The organism is Malaciobacter halophilus (assembly GCF_002837275.1).
In the GTDB taxonomy this organism is placed as follows: domain Bacteria; phylum Campylobacterota; class Campylobacteria; order Campylobacterales; family Arcobacteraceae; genus Malaciobacter; species Malaciobacter halophilus.
In genome coordinates this window covers 13,721-31,312 of the sequence record NZ_NXIF01000011.1, presented here as the reverse complement: position 1 = coordinate 31,312, position 17,592 = coordinate 13,721, and the positions used below count along the sequence as shown (strand labels likewise).

The 17,592-nt window shown below is 25.2% G+C and carries 20 protein-coding genes; 4 read left to right on the top strand and 16 right to left on the bottom strand.

Going from position 1 to position 17,592, the window contains the following annotated elements; all coding sequences use genetic code 11:
• The first annotated feature begins 4 nt into the window (after positions 1-4).
• Positions 5-343 carry an HPP family protein gene (locus CP960_RS03270; RefSeq protein WP_101183807.1) on the top strand — a complete coding sequence of 113 codons (339 nt, stop codon included), beginning with the start codon at positions 5-7 and terminating at the stop codon, positions 341-343.
• On the opposite strand, the gene CP960_RS03265 is transcribed toward CP960_RS03270, so the two are convergent.
• Together CP960_RS03265 and CP960_RS03260 are read right to left on the bottom strand one after the other, a co-directional pair.
• Entirely contained in the window at positions 340-1,239 is a 900-nt protein-coding gene (locus CP960_RS03265) for an AEC family transporter (protein WP_101183806.1), read from the bottom strand. The genes CP960_RS03270 and CP960_RS03265 overlap by 4 nt on opposite strands.
• An 11-nt stretch (positions 1,240-1,250) precedes the next feature.
• Positions 1,251-1,631 (bottom strand): winged helix-turn-helix transcriptional regulator, encoded by a 381-nt coding sequence (locus CP960_RS03260; protein ID WP_101183805.1) that lies wholly within the window; start codon positions 1,629-1,631, stop codon positions 1,251-1,253.
• A 129-nt stretch (positions 1,632-1,760) separates the two neighbouring features.
• Between CP960_RS03260 and CP960_RS03255 the strand changes: the two genes are divergently transcribed.
• From CP960_RS03255 to CP960_RS03245, 3 genes are read left to right on the top strand one after another with little or no spacing between them, the layout of a single operon-like run.
• On the top strand, positions 1,761-2,354 hold the full coding sequence (locus tag CP960_RS03255; protein ID WP_101183804.1) for an NAD(P)H-dependent oxidoreductase: 594 nt from the start codon (positions 1,761-1,763) through the stop codon (positions 2,352-2,354).
• Positions 2,355-2,393: 39 nt separating this feature from the next.
• On the top strand, positions 2,394-2,690 hold the full coding sequence (locus tag CP960_RS03250; RefSeq protein ID WP_101183803.1) for a putative quinol monooxygenase: 297 nt from the start codon (positions 2,394-2,396) through the stop codon (positions 2,688-2,690).
• 9 nt (positions 2,691-2,699) lie between these two features.
• Positions 2,700-3,332 carry an NAD(P)H-dependent oxidoreductase gene (locus tag CP960_RS03245; RefSeq protein ID WP_101183802.1) on the top strand — a complete coding sequence of 211 codons (633 nt, stop codon included), beginning with the start codon at positions 2,700-2,702 and terminating at the stop codon, positions 3,330-3,332.
• Positions 3,333-3,351: 19 nt separating this feature from the next.
• On the opposite strand, the gene CP960_RS03240 is transcribed toward CP960_RS03245, so the two are convergent.
• The 14 genes from CP960_RS03240 to modD all read right to left on the bottom strand — a co-directional run bounded on the left by CP960_RS03240 (position 3,352) and on the right by modD (position 17,588).
• Complete coding sequence (locus CP960_RS03240; RefSeq protein ID WP_101183801.1) at positions 3,352-4,269, bottom strand: 3',5'-cyclic-nucleotide phosphodiesterase; 918 nt, start codon at positions 4,267-4,269, stop codon at positions 3,352-3,354.
• A 210-nt stretch (positions 4,270-4,479) separates the two neighbouring features.
• Positions 4,480-5,397, bottom strand: coding sequence for an NAD(P)/FAD-dependent oxidoreductase (locus tag CP960_RS03235; protein WP_101183800.1), 918 nt, complete (start codon positions 5,395-5,397; stop codon positions 4,480-4,482).
• A 78-nt stretch (positions 5,398-5,475) separates the two neighbouring features.
• Complete coding sequence (locus CP960_RS03230) at positions 5,476-8,055, bottom strand: methyl-accepting chemotaxis protein (RefSeq protein WP_101183799.1); 2,580 nt, start codon at positions 8,053-8,055, stop codon at positions 5,476-5,478.
• Between the two features lie 12 nt (positions 8,056-8,067).
• Positions 8,068-8,460, bottom strand: a complete 393-nt coding sequence (locus tag CP960_RS03225; RefSeq protein WP_101183798.1) for a PAS domain-containing protein — start codon at positions 8,458-8,460, stop codon at positions 8,068-8,070.
• Positions 8,461-8,583: 123 nt separating this feature from the next.
• Complete coding sequence (locus CP960_RS03220; protein ID WP_101183797.1) at positions 8,584-10,140, bottom strand: ABC1 kinase family protein; 1,557 nt, start codon at positions 10,138-10,140, stop codon at positions 8,584-8,586.
• Positions 10,137-10,400, bottom strand: a complete 264-nt coding sequence (locus tag CP960_RS03215) for a phasin family protein (protein WP_101183796.1) — start codon at positions 10,398-10,400, stop codon at positions 10,137-10,139. Before CP960_RS03215 ends, CP960_RS03220 begins: the two co-directional genes overlap by 4 nt.
• Before the next feature lie 68 nt (positions 10,401-10,468).
• Positions 10,469-10,756 (bottom strand): TIGR03643 family protein, encoded by a 288-nt coding sequence (locus CP960_RS03210; RefSeq protein WP_196778322.1) that lies wholly within the window; start codon positions 10,754-10,756, stop codon positions 10,469-10,471.
• A 1-nt stretch (position 10,757) separates the two neighbouring features.
• Positions 10,758-11,270: a lipocalin family protein gene (locus CP960_RS03205; RefSeq protein ID WP_101183795.1), complete on the bottom strand. Its 513-nt coding sequence runs from the start codon at positions 11,268-11,270 to the stop codon at positions 10,758-10,760.
• A gap of 334 nt (positions 11,271-11,604) precedes the next feature.
• Complete coding sequence (locus tag CP960_RS03200; protein WP_101183794.1) at positions 11,605-12,336, bottom strand: TIGR03915 family putative DNA repair protein; 732 nt, start codon at positions 12,334-12,336, stop codon at positions 11,605-11,607.
• Positions 12,333-13,574 carry a putative DNA modification/repair radical SAM protein gene (locus CP960_RS03195; RefSeq protein ID WP_101183793.1) on the bottom strand — a complete coding sequence of 414 codons (1,242 nt, stop codon included), beginning with the start codon at positions 13,572-13,574 and terminating at the stop codon, positions 12,333-12,335. The genes CP960_RS03200 and CP960_RS03195 overlap by 4 nt, the downstream gene beginning before the upstream one ends.
• Positions 13,575-13,615: 41 nt before the next feature.
• Positions 13,616-15,010, bottom strand: a complete 1,395-nt coding sequence (locus tag CP960_RS03190; RefSeq protein ID WP_101183792.1) for a cryptochrome/photolyase family protein — start codon at positions 15,008-15,010, stop codon at positions 13,616-13,618.
• Positions 15,007-16,062, bottom strand: a complete 1,056-nt coding sequence (locus CP960_RS03185) for an EAL domain-containing protein (protein ID WP_101183791.1) — start codon at positions 16,060-16,062, stop codon at positions 15,007-15,009. The genes CP960_RS03190 and CP960_RS03185 overlap by 4 nt, the downstream gene beginning before the upstream one ends.
• A complete protein-coding gene (gene thiE / locus CP960_RS03180) occupies positions 16,059-16,682 on the bottom strand; it encodes a thiamine phosphate synthase (RefSeq protein WP_101183790.1) in 624 nt (207 codons plus the stop codon). The genes CP960_RS03185 and thiE overlap by 4 nt, the downstream gene beginning before the upstream one ends.
• A gap of 57 nt (positions 16,683-16,739) precedes the next feature.
• Positions 16,740-17,588, bottom strand: coding sequence for a ModD protein (gene modD / locus CP960_RS03175; RefSeq protein WP_101183789.1), 849 nt, complete (start codon positions 17,586-17,588; stop codon positions 16,740-16,742).
• Positions 17,589-17,592 lie beyond the last annotated feature (4 nt).

The following is a 17,592-nucleotide window of genomic DNA, read 5'->3' as shown; positions in this document are numbered from 1 at the left end:
TGATATAAATCATTTTAAAACCTTTTTTATTTTTATAAAATTTAAAAAATTAGTTTCAGTTTTTGTAGTAAAGTTTTTTAAAGTATATCTTTCTGTGGAATTACTTTGTGCATTAAGTATTTCATTAGCTATTGTTATTATGCATTATAGTTGTACCTTACATCCTCCAGGAGGCGCAACAGCATTAATTTATGTTATTGGTAGTGAAAAAATACAAGCTTTAGGGTGGTTATATCCTTTTACTCCAATTGCAATAGGGGCTTTACTAATGCTTTTAGTAGCACTATTTATAAATAACCTATCGCAAAATGAGAAAAGATACTATCCAACTTATTGGATTTAAAGCATCCTTGAAATTACATATGTTGTTAAAAAAGAAACAACTATTCCATATCCAACTATTGCTGTACTAAGTCTTGGTGCAAGACCAACCATTGCTGCTATTGCTCCTGCTGTTATCATAGGAGACATACCAGCTTCTAAGATTGATACATCACTTGCTAAAGTATGTTGCCAACCAAACATTACAGCAGCAAAATATGCAATAATTGGGCCAATTATAAGTTTTACTAAAAGAGCAATACTTAAAGGTTTCAAATCTGATTTTGGCATTTTTAACTTTAGTTGTAAACCAACTGCTACTAAAGCAACAGGAATAAGTGTATATGAAAAATCTGTTAATATACTTGTAAGTAAAGGTGGAAATTCCACACCTAAGAAACAAAATGCAACAATAAGCGACATAAAAGGTGGAAATGTAATTACCTTTTGAACAATAATTCTAGGAGTTGTTCCTTTATTATTTGAATATAAAGCAGTAATTAGTGTTCCATATGTTGCAAGCGCTATAAATGTTCCTAATTGGTCATAAATAATAACATAAGGGATTGCTTTTTCACCTATGTAAGTATTTAGTAAAGGAATACCAGCAATAGAGCTGTTTGATAAAACTGCAACAAGCAATAAAGCACCTGTTACTTCTTTAGACCATTTGTAGTATTTAGAAAATAGTAATACTACACCAGCACTTAAAATCATAACAATCCATGCAATAATTGCAGGGATAATAATATCAATAGAGATGTTTAGTTTTGGTACTTGCAATAAAATAATTGCAGGTAATGAGATATATATAATATATTGGTTTAATATTATTGGAGTCTCTTGAGAAAAAATCTTAAATTTTTGAAGAGCATATCCAATAAGAATGGCAACAATAATTAAAACAAAATTTTCCATGTTTTAATTAGTTATTGTTTTGCAATTTTGAACTCTGCATCACACAGATTATCTTTTATAAGTTCGCCATGCTCTTCAACATATTTTATACCCCATTTATACATCTCTGTTAATACTGGTTTAAGTTGTTCTCCCATTGGAGTTAAAGAGTAAACAACTTTAGGAGGAACTTCAGGGAATACCTCTCTATTTATGATATTTTTTTCTTCTAATTCTTTTAACTTTACAGTTAATGTTTTTTGTGTTATCTCTGCAATATCTTCATGTAAATCTTTAAATCTTTTATCATCTTCTAATAAATGCCAGATAATAGCTAATTTCCATCTATCATTAAAAATATCAAGAGTAACAGCAACTGAGCACTTATACTCTTTTTCATTTATATAATACATTATAAAATCCTTTTTATAAAAAAGAATTATACCATAAACTATATTAAATCACATTACTTACCTAAAGTAAAGTAAGAGAAATTTAAGTTTATAATGTATATAATTTCCTAAATTAATACAGGAGTAGTTATGAAAAATGTTCTTATAATTAATGGACATCAAAAATATGAAGAGATAGCAGAAGGCAAACTTACTCAAACTTTTATTGATACAGCAGAAGAGTTTTTTTTAAAAAACAATTTTGAAGTAAAACATAGTACAGTAGAAAGTGATTATGACATAAAAGAAGAGTTAGATAAATTTTCTTGGGCAGATTATATACTATTTCAATATCCTATTTATTGGATGGGAGTTCCTTGGATAACAAAAAAGTATATGGATGAAATTTTTTCAGGAGGAAATGGTACAGTTACTTTTGTAAATGATGGAAGAAGTAGAAGTGATAGTAGTAAGAAATATGGTAGTGGTGGACTAATGAATGATAAAAAGTATATGCTTTCATTAACATATAATTGTCCTAGTAATGAATTTGATAATAAAGATGGTTTTTTTGATGGATTATCTCTTGATGAAGCAAATATAGCAACACATAAAACATTTCAATTTTGTGGAGCAAAACCTTTAGAAACTTATGCTATTCATGATATATTCAAATCAGATTTAGATATGAAAAGTGAGTTAGAAAGATTTACTAATACATTAAAAAGAAATTTTGTAAAATAGGATACTAAAGTTATTTTATTAAAAAATCAAAGGTATAAAATGAAAAATATAATTGTTGTAGCAAAAATTAAAATAAAACCAGAGTTTGAAGAAGTTGTATTTAATGAGCTTGTTAAACTATATAAAAAGACGCATGAAAATGATAAGGGTTGTATTCAATATGATTTACATAAATGTTTAGAAGAGAGTAACTCTTATACTTTTGTTGAAACTTGGGAAACAAAAGAGTATTTAACAGAACATGAAAATAAATCACATTTTCAAGAGTTTTTAGCAAATATAGAAAACAAGTTAGAGAGTGTTCAAATAAATAAATTAGAAAAATTATCAATATAAGGATATAAAATGAAAAAAGAAGAGTTTTTAAAAGCGATGAATTTTAGACATGCTTGTAAAGTATTTGATGATACAAAAAAAATACCAGCAGAAGATTTAGAGTTTATTTTAGAAGTAGCTAGAAAATCACCTTCATCATTTGGTATGGAGCCATGGAAATTTTTAGTAATACAAAACCAAGAAATAAAAGAAAAAATTAAACCAGTTTGTTGGAATCAAGCTCAAATTACAACTTGTAGTGATTTAGTAATTATTTTAGCAAAAATAGAAGATGTAAAAGTTCAAAGTGGGGTACCTGAAAAAAGATTTGGAAGAAGACCAATGCCTCAAGACAAAAAAGAGTTTTATATAAATCTTTATGCAAATCATTTAAAAGATACGCTAAGTAGTGATAAAAATATTTATGAATGGACTGCAAGACAGACATATATTGCAGCAGGAAATATGATGACAGCTGCAGCTGGAATTGGGATTGATTCTTGTCCTATTGAAGGATTTGAAAAAGATAAATTAGAAAAAATATTAGAGCTAGATACTTCTAAATATCAAGTAGCTATGGTATTACCTTTTGGATATAGAATAAATGAACAATCAGAACAGTTAAGATTAAGTCTTGATGAGATAACAGAATTTATAAAATAGAAGAGTATTTTCTTCTATTTTATAGTCTATTTTTTTCTTTTTCTAGTATTGCAATAAGTTTATCAAATTGCCGTTTAGTATTTGTATTTTCTAATATTTTTTTTAAATGATATTTTGTACTATTTTCATAGATTAAGCTACTATCTTTTTTTGATGTTTGCAAGTCAATAATATCTCCATCATTTAGTATTTGTATTTGATACTTACTACTTAACTTTGCTACTTCATCTTTTATCTCTTGTATATATGAAGGCTTAAGGTGATTAATATATATACAAACATCATCTCTTTTTAATTTTTCTAACTCTTCTATTAAATCTTTAAGAGATAGATGATTGCTACTTTTAGCTATATTTGAAAGTCGTGAAGGAAAAGATACATCAATAATAAGTGTCTTAATATTTTTGTTATGGTTTAATTCCTCCCATATTGTATTACACTTATATGTATCAGCTGTAAAAAGTAGGGCTTTATCTTGTTTTTGAATTACATAGCCACAACTAGAGACTGTATGTTCTGTTTTAATAGGTTTAATAGTAAAGTTATCAAAAACTATAGTTTTATTTAATTCAATCTCTACAAATTTAATTGAACCATTCTTTTTATTTATTAAATCAATCTCTAAAAAATTTGGCCAAATATCCCAATTGAATATATGTTTTTTCAAATCTTCAAGAGTCTGTTTTAATCCATAAATTGTTATAGGATAATCTCTAAGTTCAAAAAAAGCATCTGCTAAAAAAGGTATATCTACAATATGGTCAAGATGAGAGTGTGTTAAAAATATTTTATCTATATATTTAGACTCTTCTCCTATTCCTTTTAATATATTTCCAGCATCAATTGTAGTGTATTTATCTAGTTGAATACTTGTATTATTTATATCAACAGCTTTTCCCCCATATGCACCAAGTACCTTAATACTTCTATCTAACATTTAAACCCTTTTTTAAAAGTAAATAAGTATATCTAATTTTCTATGATAGAAAGGTTTACTATTTTTGTATATATTAAAACATATATAAAGAGTTTACAAAGATTAAAATTAGATTAAATTATTTTTTGTAAAAAAAGTTATTGTAATTTATAAATAGTATTAAAACTAATACAAACTGTATTAAAAATAGATTTTTTATACAATCTGTATTTAAGAAATGGAAATCTTTATATATTCACTAAGTTTTGATGAACTTAAAAAAGCACCTTCTATATTATTAATTAAAAAGTAGTCTCCACATACTCCTAATGATTGTTTTTCATCATATAAAAACTCTTTTTCAAGTACATTTTTTGCAAATGCATATTTCCAAAGATGTGGAATTATTTTGAAATTTTTATCAAAAGTTATATTTAGTTTTTCAAGTTTATTAAGTAATTTTTTTTCTATTTCCTCTTTTGTTTTTGTATTGTTTTTATTGGAAAATTTTTCATTTGAATGTAGTACAAAACTACTAAAATCTGTATAATTATATTTATTTGAGTTGTTAATAATCTTTTTAAAAATATTAGTATTTTTCAATGCTTTATGTAAAGAGATATTTTTATTTGAGTGTAAAATCATAGTAAATATACTATCATAATTTACTTTTTTTAACTCTCTTTTTATTTGAGGATTCAAGTCTATTTTAAGTTCTAAAATTTGATAAGAAGGTATAGTTAAAAGTAAAATATCAAAGTTATCATAAGTTTTATTATTACTATCTTTTAAACACCACTTACTATTTTTATACTCACAAGCTACAATTTTAGTTTCAGTTTTTAAGTCTTTTTTATTGATTAGACTAGAACAGATTTTATTTATTCCATTTGTAGGTATGTATCTATTTTTCTCTTTTCGTAATATCTCTTTTTTTATTAAGTTATCACAAAACTTAATAAAATTTTCGTTATTTGTTTCAAAATAAGGTGTACCATGGTCACAAAATCTATTATGTATATATTTTGTACTTAATCTTCCACCAGTACCTCTTGATTTTTCAAAAATTGTTATTTTGTGATTTTTTTTTATAAGATTATTGTATAGTACACATCCACTAAGACCTGCACCTATTATGGCAATATTCATAAAAAAACCTTTTTTAGTTTCAATTTTATCACTAAAATAAGGTTTTTTGTATGTCTATTTTGCTCTTTTAACTATAGTTTATAAATCTTCAAGTTTGCCTTTAAAATTGTTTTTCTTTACATTTTTTACTACGGATTTTGCAATATTTGAAGCTTCATGTGCAATATCGTTTGTTTGAGTTGCAACATTTGCATTTTGTTGTGTTTGTTTATCTAAACTATTTAAAGCATCATTTATTTGGTTTATTCCCTCTGTTTGTTCTGCTGATGCACTTTGAATATTCTCTATTAAAGATACGGTTTTTTGTACATTTTCATTTAGTCTATTGTATCCTTCAATCATAGAAGAAGCAATAGTTTTACCTTTTGCTGATTTTTCTGTAGCGTTCTCTACAATCTGTTTTATTTTGTTTGCAGCTTCAGCACTTCTACTAGCTAAGTTTCTAACTTCTTGTGCAACAACTGCAAAACCTTTTCCAGCTTCTCCAGCAGTTGCTGCTTCTACTGCTGCATTTAATGAAAGAATATTTGTTTGAAATGCTATTTGGTCTATTAATGTAATAGCTTCATTTATTGCTTCAACTTGTCTATTTATCTCTTCCATAGACTCTGTTGTTTGATTTGCTAGATTTTTTCCTTCTGTTGAAGAGTTAGTTAATATTTTTGCATTTTGTGACATTTGCTTAACATTTGTATTTGTAGATGTTATATTTCCACTTATTTCATCTAAAGCAGCTACTGTTTCTTCAAGCTTAACTGCTGCATCATTTGAGGATTTATTTAAAATATCTACATTTTTAAGTAATACTCCTGAACTACTTTTCAATGTAAGTCCAACATCTTGATTTTTAAGAAGCATTTGAGTTATTGACTCTTTTAAGCTATTTATTCCTTCTAATAGTTTAGCCATGTCCCCTTTTATTTCTTGATTTATGATACTTTTAGTATAGTCATAATTTGTATAACTATTTAAAGTTTGTAAGATTTCATCAAAAAGAGTTTTTTGTATATCTAAGGTTTTATTTACAGAATAAACAAAAGTTTGAATTTGAGGATTAGCTGCAGTTGATTTTATCCTACAATTAAAATATCCTTCTCTCATCCTATTTAAAACTAAGATTGCTTCTCCTACGCAAAGCATATCCTCTTCTAAATCATCATTTATTCTTTTCATATTTTTATTTGCCATTTCAGCAATTTTACCAAACTCATCATTACCATGTATTTCAATATCTTTAATCTCATTTATTTCTCTATTTATGTATCTCATAAATCTTTCAATACCTGTATAAATACTTTTAGCAGATTTTGAAATATTTGTATAAATTAAAGCAGTTAAAAGAAAAATAACTATTAATGCAATTATTAAAACAATAACATTTATATAAAAATATGTAGATACACTATCATATTTATTTGCTACTTTTGTTGATAACTCTTTAGAAAGATAATCATCTATTTGTTTTAATATCTCTATTTTTTTACTTATTGTATCAAACCAAACAGTAGATTTTATATCAAATTGTTTGTTTTTAAGTTCGTGAATGGCTTCAATTGCAGGAGTATCATCTACTTTTACCAATTTATCTATTTGTGTGGTATTTACATTTTTAAATATAGAGTTTTCAATAACATTTAAACCAGTATAATACTCTTTAAAAACAGCTTCAATACGATTTAAAAGTTTAAGCTCTCTATTTGATATAAAAAAATCATTTTTATACTTTTTAATTAACTCTTTTAAAGTCTTATATTTGTTTTCTACTCTATTTTTATATTTAAAATCTTTTCTTAAAACAAAGTTTTTAAAATCATGTATTATACCTCCATAACCTATATTTTCTTGCATTAAGATTATTAGTTTTAGCTTCTTTTGTGAATTGGTTAATATATCTCTAATTTTTTGTACTTCATTTATTGAGTTATCTTTGAGTTTATTATCAACATAATTTAAATGTTCATCAATTGCATATGTTCTAAATTGTTTTAGATACTGATTTTGAGTAGAGATTAAACTAGTAAATTTACTAAACATATCATCTTGAAAACTACCTTTTGCAAGGGTACTTGCACCAATAGCGCGTTCTATACCAGCTTTTTCTTTTGTCATTAGAAAATTATAAAAAGATAATATCTCTTTTGTTGTACTTGTATCATGTGAGAGTGAAGATGTTCTTGCAATAAAATCTAATAATAAAGAGTTTATTAAAGTATAATAATTTAAAGCTTTTTTTGTTGATAATTCTAAATTATCAATTCTATTTCTTATATTTTGTAAACTTCTAAACTCATCAAAAACATTATTTACAATTTCTAAACTATGAGTTGATAAATCATCTTTATTCAAATTTTTAAAACTATTTTCAAAATTTTTAATTTGATTATTAGTTTTTTCTCTTTGTCTTATAAGTTTATTTTTAAACTCTTTAGCATTACTTCCTATATATCCTACACTCATACCTCTTTCTTTTTGTATTTCATGTAAAAGAAGTGATATATTAGAATCAACTTTTATTAGCTGTTTTAAAGTAGAATATTCATTTTTATTTTTATACTCTTTATATATAAAAAGTGAAGATAAAATAATAATAAATATTAAAGGAATAATAGTTAAAGTAAATAGTTTAGTTTTTATTGAAAAGTCTTTGTATTTAATCATAGTAAACTCCTTTTATTTCATCTGTTTATATATGTTAGAATATTTTTCTATCTCATCTCTTGAAGCTTTTCTTCTACAAGAGATATACCCTTTACTTCCATCACATGAAGTATAAGGATAAACAGTTGCATAAACCCAATAGAATTTACCAGTTTTAGATTTGTTTTTTACAAAGCCTTTCCATCTTTTCCCTGATTTTATTGTGTCCCATAAATCTTGAAAAGTTTTTGCAGGCATATCAGGATGTCTTACAATATTATGATTTTGTCCTATTAACTCTTCCAAGGAGTATTCTGAAAATTCACAAAACTCATCATTTGCAAATTTTATCATTCCTTCTTCATCTGTTTCAGAAACTAAAAAAGATTTTATTTCTAACTCTATTTCATTATTAATAGAATTCATAAGAACTCCTATATAGTTTTAATTATATTTTATTAGCTTAATTGAATTAGTTTTCTTAATTAAAAAGTTAGTAAAATAATTTAAAATTTTATTTATAATTAAATCATAAAAAAGTCATAAATTTTATTTGAATAGTAATCTAGCAATAGAAAGTGTAAATAAAACAATAGCAATCTCTTTAAAATCTTTGTTAACTAGAATTAAAAAAATTGAACTTATCATAAGTGTAGTTGCAAAAATGTATGGTTTTATATAAGATTTTAGCTCTTTTTTCAAAAAGTCTAATTGATTTTTTGATAATTCAACTTTTAATTCACCTTCACTTGCTTGTTTAAGTGTTGATTTAAAATCTTTTATAGTAAAAGGAATATCTTTTATTTCATCAATTAATGTTTCAACAATTGAATCTTTTGCTCCTAAAGCCTTTGGAAGGTTATTTTGTAATATAGGCAAAATATCTTTTATTCCATTGAAGTTTTCAATATAAGTAGTACCTAAGCCTTCAATAATAGCACTTACTCTTAAAATATAAATAGCATCACTTGGTAGTTTAAAAGGTAAATCTCTAGTACTTTCTAATACCTCAAAAGCAAGTTTTTGCATAGATTCACTATCTAAATTATTGTTTGAAAAAATCTCAAACATTTTACTTGTAAAAACTGCAAGCTCTGAAGTAGGGGCTTCATATGCAATTGTTCCTAGTCTTTTACTAGCACTTATATATAACTCATAATCTTGTTCATTTGCTGCTTTGATTAATTCTATAATTGCAACTCTTGAGTCATTTGGTACAGTTTTAACCATTCCAAAATCTAAAAGAATTATTTCACTATTTTTTGTTACTAAAAGATTTCCTGGATGTGGGTCTGCATGAAAATAACCTTTAATAAGCATTTGTTCTGTATAGAAATCTACAAGGTTTGAGATTATCTCATTGAAATCTATGTTATTTTTAAAAATAGCCTCTTTATCATCAAACCTAAAACCTTCTTCAAAACTCATCACTAAAGCATCATCACTTGAATACTCTTCATAAGGTTTTGGAAAATATATTTTACTTTGTTTGTAAGTAAGAGAAAATTTTTTCAAATTTTGAAGCTCATTATTTAAACTAACTTCTTGAACAATCATTGAAGAAAACTCTTTAATTACCGATTCAATAGAGTTTTTTGTATAGTGAGAAAATAGTGGCTTAAATATAAAATTGAAAAAATTAATTATCTTTATATCCGCAAGAACCCTTTGTTTTATTCCTTCTCTTCTTAATTTAACTGCAATTTTTTCACCTGAATGTAAGTATGCTTCGTGAACTTGACCAATTGATGCTGAAGCAATTGCTTTTTTATTAAAACTTTTAAAAATATTTGTTTTAAAAGCTCTTGAAAATACCGCTTCAAACTCTTCTTTAGGCATTGAAGGAAGTTTATCATGAAGTTGTTTTAATTCTAAAAGATACTCTTCATTAAAAAAATCAGCTCTTGTTGCTAGAACTTGTGCAAGCTTTATAAAACTTGCACCTAAACTAATAATAGTAGTTTTAAACTCTTTGGGCTTTAAAGGTTTTAAACCTAAAAAACTATGTTTCTTTTTTATAACAAGATAAGTAGTAAGTAAGAATTTAAAGACTTTATAAACTCTTTTTAATGAATAAAGATTAAGATTTTTAAAAAAAGTTTTTATTTTAATTCCTTTTTTAACTCTTCTAAATCATCTTTAGTAACAAGTCCAAGTTCACTTATTGCTTCTTTTATACTTTTTTTGATTTGTTCTTTAAACTCTTCATCTTGCTCTTTTCCTTTTTTTTCTAAAGATTCAATAAAACCTTTTATATCACCTTTATCAATTTTACCTTTCTCTTCCAATTTTTTTAGTTCATCTTCAACTCTATCTTTGATTAAAGAAGTAGCTCCAATTCCTGTGTAAATTAACTCTTTTAACATAATAACTTCCTTTTTATTTAATTATATCACTTTTATAAACTATTTAGTATTGTTTTTTTGTTAAGTAATTACCAAGGACCTTGAAATCTATTAGGTTTATGATATAGCTTCTTTTTATGTTTAGTAGCTCTTTTTTGAACTCTTTTTCTCCATCTATTATAAGCTTTTTTACTAATTAATTTTCTCATTCTATTTTTTACTTGATTTTCAGTTAATCCATATTGTAAGTAAATTGCATCAAAAGTAGTTCTATCTTGCCATGCCATTTCAATTAGTCTATTTAAGTCATGCTCTTGCATACTCTCATCTAAAGATTTTTTTCTTAAAAGTATTTTATCAATTTTTCTTTTTATCATATTATTCTTGTATTGTCCAAATGAGTTTTTCTGTAGGAAAACCTAGTTTAGGTAGTTTTTCTAAAATCTTATTTAAACTTTTTTTATTTAGTTTTGAAGTTCTTGATAGTATCCATAAATACTCTCGTGAAGGACTTCCTACAACTGCATATTTATAATTTTTATCAAGCATTAAAATCCAATAATCCCCATAAAAGGGTCTAAAGAAGCTAACTTTTAGCTTACTATTAGACTTGCTTGTAGCATATGCTACACCAGTTGCGCTACTTTTTTTATTTGTATCTATTTTTGTACATTTGTTTACTACTTTTAAGGTATTATCTTTATTTAATGTATAAGTTGCAGTTACATTTTTACATCCTTTTTCAAAAAAATGTTCATATCTTGCAATCTCATACCAAGTACCTAAATATTTGTTTATATTTACACTATTTACAGTTGTTAGTGGTGGATGTTTAGTTGAACATCCTGATATAAATAGTAATAATATAATTAGTAAACTTTTTTTTAACATACCTTTTCCTTATGGTAAAATAAGTAAGGCATTAAAGTGTGCAACAAACCATGCTGTAGATAAAACTAAAAGTTGAACTATACTTTCCATTTTAGACCCTTTAATCTATTTATTATATGTTTTTGCTTTTACAAAAACTACTGATGAAATTAAACTAATTACTGCTAATGAAGTAACAATCATAGAAACCTGTACTAAACTTTCCATTTTTTATCCTTTCATCTAATATTTTAATTATTTTAATAAAACATTTAAAGTATTAATATACTTTTTTTGTTATTTCATCACTATTTTATAAAATTATAAGTAAACAATACAAATAATAAAGTATAAATTAATTTTGAAACTCTGTCATATAAGTTCTATAAAGTAAAGGAACTAAACTCTTTTGCAATTTCTCATTTTTTCTTGATTCTATACTAACAGCTTTAAAGAAGCTATTCCATAGTTTTTTAAACTTTTGTTCATCTTTTGATAAGCTTGGTTCTTCGAATGAAGCAATATTTTGTACTTTAATAGAGTTCTCATCTTTTATAAATGCAAGTTTTCTGTTTATATCATGGATTATATAGTTTTGATTATTTAATCTTTTATAAAAATGTTTACCTAAAAAATAGCAAAGATTAAATCTACTTTCAAGCTTTGCATATAAAGTTTTATCTTCAAGTTCTTCAAATCTTAAAAAACCACTCATTTTGTGATTTGCTCTAAATAGTTGTTTTTCAAGGTTTTGTATAAAAAAGATTGAATGGTTGTTTATATTAAAAAGTTCATGTCTATTTTTAAAGCCAATTATTATATAGTTTAATAGGTGTAATTCAAACTCCTCTTTATCACACATGAAAATATTTAATACTGTTTGAAAAGCTTTTTTTGGAAAATGTTTTTTTATAGCTTCAAGCACTTTTTTAGCTTTTATTTCATCTGTTTGAATCTGTTTTAAATCTTCAAGTATTAAACTATTTGGGCTATCTTTTAATATTGAGCTTGGTTTTAATTTATCATAATAGACATCATAAACTAAAGTTAAAAACCCTTCAAAACTCTTATCATAAACAATAATCATAACTCTCCTGTAATAGCACTATATTCTATATCAAATAGTGATGGTTGTATTATTCTTTTTTTAGGTGGTGCAATAATTGCTTGTTTTATTGTCTCTTTACTAAAAGAGACTTTTGAGTGATATTTCCCTTTGCAAGTTATGAAATATTGTGCTCTTTTAATTGATATTTTTAGTTTTTTTAAATCTTCAAAATCTAAACTTTTAAATTTTCTAGCTTTTAATATTTTAAATACTCCTCTTACTCCAATTCCTGGGATTCTAAGAAGTTCATCTTTACTTGCTTTATTTATCTCCATTGGAAAATAGCTTAAATTATGTAATGCCCAAGAAGTTTTAGGGTCAACATCTTCGTCAAGATTAGGATACTCTTCATTTACTATTTCATCATAAGAAAAATCATAAAATCTTAATAGCCAATCAGCTTGATAAAGTCTATGTTCTCTAAGTAAAGGAGGTTTATTTATAAGTGAAGGAAGATTTTTTTCATCATTTACTGGTATATATGCACTATAATATACTCTTTTTAGTAATGCTTTATCGTATAAAACAGAACTAAGTTTTAAAATATCTTTATCTGTTTCAGGAGTTGCACCAACTATTAATTGTGTACTCATACCAATAGGCTTTGTATCATTTTGTAAACTTCTATCTCTTGCATGTTTAAGAGGTTGTAATATTTTTTCTTTAGTTTTATTTGGTGCAAGAAGTTTTAGTGATTTATCACTTGGAAGCTCAATATTTGAACTTACTCTATTTGCTAAAGATACAACTTCATCAATAAGTCTATTATCAGCTCCTGGTATTAGTTTCACATGGATATAACCATTAAAGTGATACTTAAATCTTAAGATTTTTAAAGTTCTTAAAATTAAAACCATAGTATGGTCTTCATTATCAATTATTCCTGAACTTAAAAAAAGACCTTCAATATAGTTTCTTTTATAAAAATTAATAGTAATATCAGCAAGTTCTCTAGGAGAAAAAGCAGCTCTTTTAATATCATTACTTTTTCTATTTATACAATAAGCACAATCATATATACAATAATTAGTAAGTAGTACTTTTAATAAAGAAACACATCTTCCATCTGCTGTAAAGGTATGACAAATTCCACTATTATGAGTTGCTCCTAATTCTCCTGTTTTATGATTATTATCACTTCCACTAGAACTACAACTAACATCATATTTAGCACTATTTGCTAAGACTTGCATCTTTTCATATATATCTTTTTTCATGATTTTATTTTATAAAAATTTAGAATTAAAACTAAAAAATATTACAATTTGTAATCTATTTTTTGAAGATAGTCTTCTGCAATTTTAATATGATTTTGAAGCTTTTGTACAGACATCTTTTCAAGAAGTGAAAGTTGCATTTTCATTCTTGGATTTTTTTTGAATAGATGTCCATATTTATGTAAAAATCTCCAATAAAGAGCATCTAATATAATGCACCAACTATCTTTTTTGCTATAATCGCTCATTTTTATTAGATAATTTGAACTACAAATATAAGGTTTTGTAGTAATACTTCCTCCATCACTATATCCACTCATAGCATAAACATTGCCAACCATTACCCAATCATAAGCATCAATAAAGTTTTTCATAAAATATTTATGTATTTCATTGGGATGTATCTCTAATAATACAAATATATTACCTAAAATCATTAATCTTTCAATATGATGTGCATATGATGTTTTATTTATTTTTTTTATTACATCATCAAGAATTGTAATACCACTATTTGCATTAATTATAGAGTTTGGGATAGTTTTTTTGAAATTAAAAAAATTTGAGTTTCTAAGTTTTGTACCTTCATCTTGATAAATTCTTAGCATAAACTCTCTCCAGCCAATTATTTGTCTTATAAAACCCTCTTTTGCATTATATGGAGCTTTTGCTTTTATGGCTGCATCTATTACTTCATGTAAATTCAATAATCCAATATTTAAACTACTTGATAAGTTTGAATGAAAAAGATACTCTAATCCTTCTTTTTTTGTTATTGCATCTTGATAGTTCCCAAAATTATCAAATTTTTCTTTCAAAAAATAATCAAATTGTAGTCTTGCTTCTTGAAAAGTTACAGGATAATTAAAACTCTCAATTTCTCCTATGTAATTAAATTTTTTGCAATACTGTTTTGCTTCTTTTATATATCTATTTTCATAAGATAAAGTTACAGGAATAAATATATCTTTTGGAAGTTTTTTTCTATTTTCACTATCAAAACTATATTTTCCATACAAAGGTTTTCCTTCGCTCATAAATATATTTAACTCTTTTCTTCTATTTGCATAAAAGTTATGTAGAAATTTACTTTTATCCTCAACATTTAAGAAATTTGGATTTTTTAAAGTATAAATATTTTTAAAGTTTTTATATATCTTTTTTTCTAAGTAGTTATCAAAAACTTCATAAATATAAATCTCTTCATTTTTATATTTTTCTAAATAACTTTCATCTTCAAAGTATTCAACTTCTATATTATGTGTTTTTAAAAAATCTTCATAAAATTTCATACTAGCTCTATGTAGAACTAGTTTTTGAATATGAAAATTATATTGTGTAAAAAATAGAGGCTCTTCTATTAAAATTACTTTTTTATCTTTAAGGTTCTTTATATTTTCAAATAGTTGATGAGGATACACTAAAAAAAGTTTCATATTTGTCTGACAATCTCCGCTGTTGGTTTTGCAAAATAGTAACCTTGGGCATAATCAAGTCCAATATTTTTTAATGTAGCTAATTCATAAGGCGTTTCAACCCCTTCAGCTAAGATTTTAATATCATTTTCCATAGCAAGATTTCTCAATGCTTTATATACTGAACGCTTCATCTCATCTTTGTCAATATTGTTTATTATGTTTCTATCTACTTTTATAATATCAGGTTTTAAATCAATTATCATATTTAAAGAAGAGTATCCTTCTCCCACATCATCAAGGGCAATTAAAAAACCTTGCTCTCTATAATAGTTTAAAATTGTTTTTAAATGTTCTTTATCTTGAACTTTTTGTGTCTCAACAACTTCAAAAACAATATTTTTAGGGTCAAACTCTAACTGTCTTGCCCATTTTACAGTAGAAGCAAGGCAAAATTTTGGGTCATAAATAGTTGTTGGAATAAAGTTGATAAATACTTTTGCATCAACTTTTTTTACAGCTGTTGTTTTTAACGCATTTTCTCTACATAATCTATCAAAGTTAAAATCCATATCATTTCTAGCAGATTTTTCAAATAAAACATCAGGATATACCAAATCTCCATTTGGCATAACACCTCTTACGAGTGCTTCATAACCAAATATAGATTCACTATTCATATCTATTATTGGTTGGAAGTGTGAAGTTATACTTCTATTTTCTAAAATATCAAAAAAAGTTCTATCTTCAATAAAATTTAAAAATTTTTCTAAAGGTTTTGCACTTAAAATAGTAGCAAAAGAGAGTTTATGTCTTTCATTTTCTATATATACTTTTATTTCTTTTAATTCTAAAGAGTTAAAGTATGTTTTTAAAGCATCAAAATTCTCTTCAAAGAAGATTTTTGGATTATCTTGTTTTAAAGTAAGAATACCATCTAAACTACTATACTTTAATGATAATTTATCAAAAAGTAAAGCAAGCTTTTTTGTTAGTTCTGGAACTAGTGAAATGAAGTGTATCTTACTTTCTTGTTCACATATTTTAAATGTTTGTTTACATTTGCATTTCATTTATAATCCTTTTTAAAATAGTTTTCATAAAAAGTTGCTCTATTTTTTATATTATCGCTTTTCCATATATCACTAATAATTGCTATCATATCAGGATTATGTAACATAACAGTGTCAATGTTTTTATTATTTATTCCACCTATTGCACATATAGGAATACTTAACTCTTCTTTAGCTTGTGTTAATATTTTTAAGGGAATAGTTTTAGAGTTTGGTTTAGTAGGTGAGTTAAACATAGAACCAAAAGCTACATAATCAACTTTCATATTTTGCATTTTTTTTGCTTGAGCTATACTATCATAACAAGATACTCCAAGAATGCCTTTAAAGTTTTTTCTTATAAACTCTATATTGTCATAATCACTTTTACCCACATGTAATCCATCACATTGAAGTTTTATAGCAAGTTTTACTCTATCATTTAGTATAAAATCTGCTTTATAACTTCTACATATGTTTTGTATATCAAGTACTAGTGATTCAATTTGTTCATCAGTACTTATTTTATCTCTTAGTTGAACGATTCTTGCTCCACCATCAAGTGCATTTTTTATACTTGCTAATATACTATCTTTGGGTGTTAATATATCATCTGTAATTACATATAAACCTTCTAACATATTAAATCCTTTATATTGAAAGTTTATAGTAATTATTAATTAGTTTGTAGGTTATTTTTAGTGTTTAATTTTTAACTCACATCCAATATTTGCCATTCCACAAGAGTAAATACTACTTGTAACTACTCCATCAATTTGAAGTTTTGCATATTTCTCTACATTTGATAGATTTACTCCTCCTGCAACAAGTAATTTAATATGGGGATAATTACTATTTTTATAATCTACAAGTTCTTTTATTTCATCTAAAGGCATTTTATCAAGTTGAATAACATCAACATTATATTTCATAAGATTTTTTGCATCTTTTAATGTTTCTGATTCTATGATTACTTTTTTTTCTGGAAGCTGTTTTTTAAAATTAGTTATTTGATTATAAAACTCTTCATTTGTACTATATATTTTTCTATGATAATCAAAAAAAAGTATTGATTCACTAAGACCTAGTCTATGAGGCAATGCACCTCCACAAAGGATAGCTTTTATACACATTTTTTTACTAAAAGGAATAGTTTTTCTTGTAGTTAATAGTTCACAAATACTATTATGTTGTTTGATGATTTTTAGCATATTATTTGTTTGTGTAGCAATTTTACAACTATATTCTAAAAGTACTTGAGATAGTTTTAGTGTTTGTTGAATTTGTTCGTAAGTTCCTTTTATTTTTAGAATTACTTCGCCTTTTTTAAGCTTTGTTTTAGAAGGTTTAAACATCTTTACTTTACAACCTAAAAGTTTTGCAATACTTGCTGCTTCTTCACTACAAGCAACTATAATATTTTCTCTTGTATATATCTCTAATGTGGCTTTCTTTTGCTTCTCTTTTTGTATATGTGTAGTTAAATCTAAATAAGGTAAATCTTCATTGATATATCTATATAACTCTTCTTTTGTTAAATTAAACATCTTT